Origin of the sequence: Gluconobacter thailandicus F149-1 = NBRC 100600, assembly GCF_000964465.1 — a bacterium.
Classification (GTDB): Bacteria; Pseudomonadota; Alphaproteobacteria; order Acetobacterales; family Acetobacteraceae; genus Gluconobacter; species Gluconobacter thailandicus.
The window spans coordinates 1-1,454 of sequence record NZ_BANH01000090.1 but is presented as its reverse complement, the minus strand read 5'-3'; the positions used below and the strand labels follow the sequence as shown (position 1 = coordinate 1,454).

At 41.0% G+C, this 1,454-nt stretch carries 1 protein-coding gene; it reads left to right on the top strand.

What is annotated here, in order from left to right; translation table 11 throughout:
• Nucleotides 1-48 precede the first annotated feature (48 nt).
• The coding region (locus tag B7444_RS15495; RefSeq protein WP_048855222.1) for a hypothetical protein at nt 49-1,454 on the top strand (1,406 nt) is incomplete at its 3' end.

The window sequence follows — 1,454 nt, the reverse complement described above, 5'->3', positions numbered from 1 at the left end:
CAATGACATGAACCTCGCATCTCGCCTGCCCGCATCAGCCGGAGGTGAATGAATGCGATCATGTCTTTCTCAGATGAAACGTTGGTTTCGGCGCTCAGGGAATATAACCGGGAGACCGCAAGGTCTTTCCAAAAGCTGCATCCATTCTATCGAGGACGACTGGCTGATCTGGCTTACAGCAGGGCTTCAGAAGTTGTCGGCGCAAAGCCAGACCCGTTGGATGTCTGCAAAGAGATCCTCAATATCTTTGGTCGGTTTGATCGAGAAACCCTGAGGCGGTTAGACCTGTGTTCTTACGTAGGATTTCAGGCTGGTCAGTTCTCAGGTCGTGGGATGAAGAACCATCGAAAATACTGCACCGAAAATTCCGTAAAAGTAAGGAGAAATATTCGGCGGTACATAGGCATACCTGCTTGCGAGGATATTGTTGAACAAGATTTTGTTTCCATAAGGACCGAAAGAAAGAAGAATTATATTGTAAAAATAACCGAAAGTGGAAGGAAGATAAGTGCATATGAAAGTGATCAATATAGAAAATCTCAAAAAAGAAAGCAGTATTTAAAAATATCAGAACTTATAGGCAAAAGCGCCGAAGGTGTTTTGTTGTATGAGGAATTTTTCCTCACTCTCACTTTGCCAGGTGAGTTTCATGCTTCAAGTTACGAAGCTGCTATGAAGGAAATTCAAGAGAGATGGAATAAAATCATGGTAATTCTTCGTAAAAAGGGAATTATCATTCTTGGGATTAAGAAAATCCATCTTCATGAAAATGAAACTCCTCACATACATGCTACTCTGTACTTCAAACCTGAATATGAAGATATCGTTCGGGAGGTAGTATTTTCGGTCTTCACCAATGATAAAAATCGCAAAGACAAAGCTTTCCAGAAAACAGATAATACTAAATTCGTTATAAAATATCTCTTTAAAGACTTCTGCCGTCAGTATGATGAAGAAATATGCAAAATAAGATTTATCGGTTTGAGGAGAAATATCTCAAGTGTGTGGGATAATTTTGATAAAAAAAATTATGGAAATCCGACACTTTCATATCTTTCCAATAACCGTCTTTTTAAAGCTAGACGTCTTTTGGACGTTGAAAAGAATGAAGAAAATATCCTGTTTCTTCTTCGCGCTTTTGCAGAGCCTTCCCTCAATGAGATTTCGAAGTGGCACATTAATTTAAAGCACCTGACGCTGACCGATGAGTGGAAGACACTTAGGATCGCCGACTTGCAGTTCTGTATTCACGGACGTCAGAACATTCTTCCCAAGACACGGCGTACATCATTCGTAAATCCAGAAAAATGGCAGTTTTCTAATGTTTTTAGTATTCTGGTAAAAGGGAACCAAGAAGGTGCGATCCACACATTTTCTCACCTGAGGGAATGCGTAGACCGACGATTTTTGAGGACCAGAGCTGAACTTGCGCTCTGTCGGGCACGTCCACCTCC